Origin of the sequence: Desulfovibrio sp. 1214_IL3152 (genome assembly GCF_036763055.1) — a bacterium.
GTDB lineage: Bacteria > Desulfobacterota > Desulfovibrionia > Desulfovibrionales > Desulfovibrionaceae > Desulfovibrio.
Genome location: NZ_JBAIYW010000280.1, coordinates 1 through 4433, shown reverse-complemented (window position 1 = coordinate 4433; position 4433 = coordinate 1). Strand labels below are relative to the sequence as shown.

General features: G+C 57.5%; 4 protein-coding genes. 3 read left to right on the top strand and 1 reads right to left on the bottom strand.

Features of this window, described 5'->3' with window-relative positions; genetic code table 11:
- Positions 1-518 precede the first annotated feature (518 nt).
- The gene (locus tag V6C07_RS05985; RefSeq protein ID WP_333535448.1) at positions 519-1427 is read left to right on the top strand and encodes a flagellin; all 909 of its coding nucleotides are present in this window, start codon (positions 519-521) and stop codon (positions 1425-1427) included.
- 171 nt (positions 1428-1598) lie between these two features.
- On the opposite strand, the gene rnc is transcribed toward V6C07_RS05985, so the two are convergent.
- Positions 1599-2333 carry a ribonuclease III gene (gene rnc / locus V6C07_RS05980; protein WP_333535447.1) on the bottom strand — a complete coding sequence of 245 codons (735 nt, stop codon included), beginning with the start codon at positions 2331-2333 and terminating at the stop codon, positions 1599-1601.
- Positions 2334-2434: 101 nt separating this feature from the next.
- Between rnc and V6C07_RS05975 the strand changes: the two genes are divergently transcribed.
- Complete coding sequence (locus tag V6C07_RS05975; RefSeq protein ID WP_333535446.1) at positions 2435-2776, top strand: hypothetical protein; 342 nt, start codon at positions 2435-2437, stop codon at positions 2774-2776.
- 553 nt (positions 2777-3329) lie between these two features.
- Positions 3330-4433, top strand: a 1104-nt coding sequence (locus V6C07_RS05970; protein ID WP_333535445.1) for a radical SAM protein, incomplete at its 3' end; no start/stop codon positions are given.

Here is a 4433-nt window from a genome sequence, read left to right as displayed (position 1 = left end):
CCCCGGCTGAAATCCTGCGCGTGCTGCCTGGGAGCAGGCAGTCGTTTTCTTTTCCCTGCACACGCCCGCCCCCTTGCACACATACATGGGCCCAGCACGCGCTGCCGCCCGTCCCGGCCAGCCATTCCGGCTGGAGCAGATAACTTGAGACTATAACCCCTTAAATTAAAGCATGCCCGCTCCGTTGCCTGTTCGCGCAAAGAACTTGCGTTTGCGGCTCCACCACTGGGCTTGATGGCGCTTGCTTTGAAACAATCTTACAAAAGCGCCCTGCCAGCTTCCCTACGGAAGCTGTTTTTATTACGCCGTGTTGAGCCGCACGTAGCATTGCCCGCAAATTTTTCCGTTATCGGCCCGGAGACACTGCCCCGCGCGTCAAATTTTTCGCACCAAGAAGGAGGAAAAAAATTCCCACGCCCACAATTGTTTTATAACTCATTATAATTAAATAATATATTTTTTTGGCACATGGATTGCAAAGCCGGGGATACAGCTTAGTAACCACCAGGAGGTGTCCCATGTCTTTGGTTATTAACCACAACCTGATGGCCGCAAACACGGCCAGAAATTTGAATGCTCACTACTCCCAGTTGAGCAAGTCGGTGCAGCGCCTTTCCACAGGCTTGCGCGTCAACAGCGCGGCAGACGACGCCGCCGGTCTGGCAATCCGCGAACTGCAAAGGGCTGACATCGCCACCCTGCAGCAGGGCGCGCGCAACGCCAACGACGCCATATCCATGATTCAGACCGCTGACGGCGCTCTGGGCGTAATTGACGAAAAACTCACCCGCATGAAAGAGCTGGCGGAACAGGCCGCTACCGGCACGTATGACTCCACACAGCGCCTCATGATCGAGTCCGAGTATCAGGCCATGGCTTCGGAAATTACCCGTATCGCCAATGCCACGGACTTTAACGGCATTCATCTGCTCAACGGCGCGCTGTCCAGCGACACGCACGACGGCAGCGGCCTGACTTCCACGGGCAAGCTCAAGGTCCACTTCGGCACGGGCAACGACTCTGCCGAAGACTATTACTACATCAAGATCGGCAACAGCACCGCCTCTGCCCTGGGCGTAGGCAACCAGGCCATTGACGGTGCCACGGGCGAATTGCGTGACGGCGGAACAGTTTCGACCCAGCAGGCCGCGCAGCGCGCCCTGGAGGCCATCACCAACGCCATTGTTTCCAAGGACAAAATTCGCGCTCACCTGGGCGCCATGCAAAACCGCCTGGAAAACACCATTACCAACCTGAATATTCAGGCGGAAAACCTGCAGGCGGCCGAATCGCGCATTTCAGACGTGGACGTAGCCACGGAAATGACGCAGTTCGTGCGCAACCAGATTCTGAGCCAGTCTGCGGTAGCCATGCTCTCGCAGGCCAACTCGCTGCCCCAGATGGCTATGCAGCTCATTGGCGGCTAGGTCATCTCAATAATAGGCTGTGGCAGACCAAAGATGGGAGGTCCGGGGGCCGTGCCCCCGGACCAGTCAAAATTGCGTCATCTTTGCGCCAGGCAGCCGGTTCACATAAACACAGATGTCCCGCAGCTCTGGGCCGCAATGATTTTTCGTTGTTCGGCAGGCTCTTGCGGGTTATTGTTCCGTTTCTCCGAGGGCTTCAAGCGCCATACACGCGGCCTGCTGTTCGGCTTTTTTACAACTGCTGCCGCTGGCCGAAAACTCGGTGCCGTCAGGCAGTCGCAAAGCGACTTCAAAAACCTTGGAGTGCTCCGGGCCATGGCTGCCCACGCGCGTATACAGGGGCGCCTGCCCGTAACGCTGTTGCGAGGCTTCCTGAAGCCGGGTCTTATAATCCTTGGAAGCCTTGCCGTCACCGGCCCTGCTGGGCCATTGCCCGGCGAAGATGCGGGCTACGGCTTCCTGCGCAGCGGCAAAGCCGCCGTCTTCATAAATGGCCGCCAATACGGCCTCAAGCGCATCGCTCAAAACCGCATCGCGCTTTCTTCCTCCCTGACTTTCCTCGCCCCTTCCCAATTTCAAAAGCCTGTCGAGGCCCATACTCCGAGCCCGTTCCGCAAGGCTTACGGCGCTGACAAGGCCGGAGCGCATCTTGGTCAGTTCGCCTTCGCGAGCTGAAGGAAAACGCCGGTAAAGCTCCCACGAGACGCACAGTTCCAGAACAGCGTCTCCAAGAAATTCCTGCCGCTCGTTGTGCTCCTGCCCCGGCCCGCACTCATTGGCCCACGAACTGTGAGTGAGGGCCAGTTCCAGCAGGTCCTTACGAATAAAACCATGCCCGAGCTGCTTTTTCACAAGCTCAAGCGCCTTGGACAATGTGTATTCTGATGAAGCGTCAAAATCTTGCATGGCGGTATTTTATTCTTTTCGACAGCCAAGGCAACAGAAAATGCCTTGACATGCGCTGCTTCAGTGCCTACCTACAAGCCATTAACATTCAGGAGCAAAGCATGGCTTACGATATTCGTTTGATGAAGCTGGTAACGGGTGAGCTGGTCATTGGCAAGTATGATGCCGAAAAAGACTGCCTTAATGACGTGGCCGCCATCCAGAGCATACCCACCCAGCAGGGCGTGCAGATGATGATGCTGCCCTACGGCTATCCCTTTGAGCCAGAATTTGAAGGCAGCCTGGAAGGAAAAAATTTCCTCTATCGCTACGCCAACACCCCCAAGGAACTTCAGGACAAGTACATCGAAGCCTGCACCAACCTGACCGTAGCCGGCGGGCTTGGCAGAATGCAGTTCAGCTCCGAGCCGTTCAGCGGCTCCGGCAGCGGGCTTATAAAATAAGTCCGGCTTTCCTGTTAAGGCTTTTTTCAAGGGCGGCCCATGTGCCGCCCTTTTCATACCCTGCTTTTACTTTCGTTGCCTAGAGCAGATTAACTTTGAAAATGTACATTTTCAAAGTTTAAAACACGCTCGCTTCGGCGTTTAACCGCGCAAATAAATTGCGCTTACGCCTTCGCGGCGGGCGCCTGCTCGCGCAGTCGCCAGAGCAATTTCAAAGTGAAACTGCTCTAGCGGCCCGTCATTATGGCACGGCATGCTGAGAACAGACATTCTCACGTCGCCAACACGTCTGCGTCAGCGTTTGGCCTGGTAAATTACGCAGCACCTGCGCCTTCATGGCGGATGCCCCGCCCGCACAGCCGTCAGCGCAGCGTCAAAGCGGCCTTGCCCTGAAAAGCGCGGCAGCCCGCTGACGGGAAAACCCCGAAGCCCCGGACGGCAAGGCTGACAAAAAGGCAATGCCGCCGTTTTGTTGCGGCGTGTATCAAAAGCCGCCGAGCCTTCAGCAAACCCGTGCAGACACAGGTCTGTTGCAAAACTTTCGAGGAAGTCTATGCGTTCCCTTTTGCCCCTTTTGCCGAAACCCAGCCGCTATGCGGGCATTGAAGACAATGCCTGCCGCAAGGATCCCGACAAGATGCGCCTGCGTGTGGCACTGGCCTTTCCCGACACCTATGATGTCGGCATGTCCTATCTGGGGCAAAAAATTCTGTACAATATCGTCAACAGCCACCCCCGATGGTGGGCTGAAAGGGTCATGGCGCCCGAACGTGAAGCCGCGGAAATCTTGCGCGCCCACAACACGCCTCTGGCAACGCTGGAATCGGACACCCCGCTGGCGCAGACCCACTGCCTGAGTTTTTCCATAACGCATGAGCTCTGCTATACAAACGTGCTCTACATGCTTGATCTGGCGGGCATTCCCCTGCGCACCGCCGACCGCCCGCAGGACCTTGCAGCCTGCCCCCTGATTATTGCCGGGGGCGGAGCCTTGCTCAGCGCCGAACCTTTGACGCCCTTCATAGACATCATGGTTCTTGGCGATGGCGAAGAAAGCCTGCCCGACGTGCTTCAGCTGCTGGAAAAGGCTCTGGACGAGGGCTGGTCCCGTGACCGGCTGCTTCTGGAGTCGCGTCATATACCAGGCATCTATGTGCCATCGCTGTTCGCCGCCCGCCCGGAAGCCCCTTCCGCGCCTCCCGTTCCCCTGATTGCGGACTATACCCGCCCGGTGCGCCGCATTGTGGCGGACATCAACAATACGCCCTATCCTACCAGGCAGGTGGTTCCCGTAGGGGCCGTACACAACAGGCTGTCGCTGGAAATTGCGCGCGGGTGTACCCGGGGGTGCCGTTTCTGCCATGCGGGCATGGTTTACCGTCCCGTTCGGGAGCGCTCGCTTGAAACCATCCAGAGCCTGCTGGACCAATGCCTGAGTGAAACGGGCTTTGACGAAATCTCCTTTCTCTCGCTGAGCACCGGCGATTTTTCCGCGCTCAAGACACTGTGTTTCGGTGTGCTTGACCGCTGCGCCCGTGAACAGATCGGCCTTTCCCTGCCATCGTTGCGCGTGGGTTCCATTGACGACGAAATTATTGAACGCATGGCCGACCTGCGCCGCACCGGCTGCACCCTCGCCCCGGAGGCAGGCAGCCAG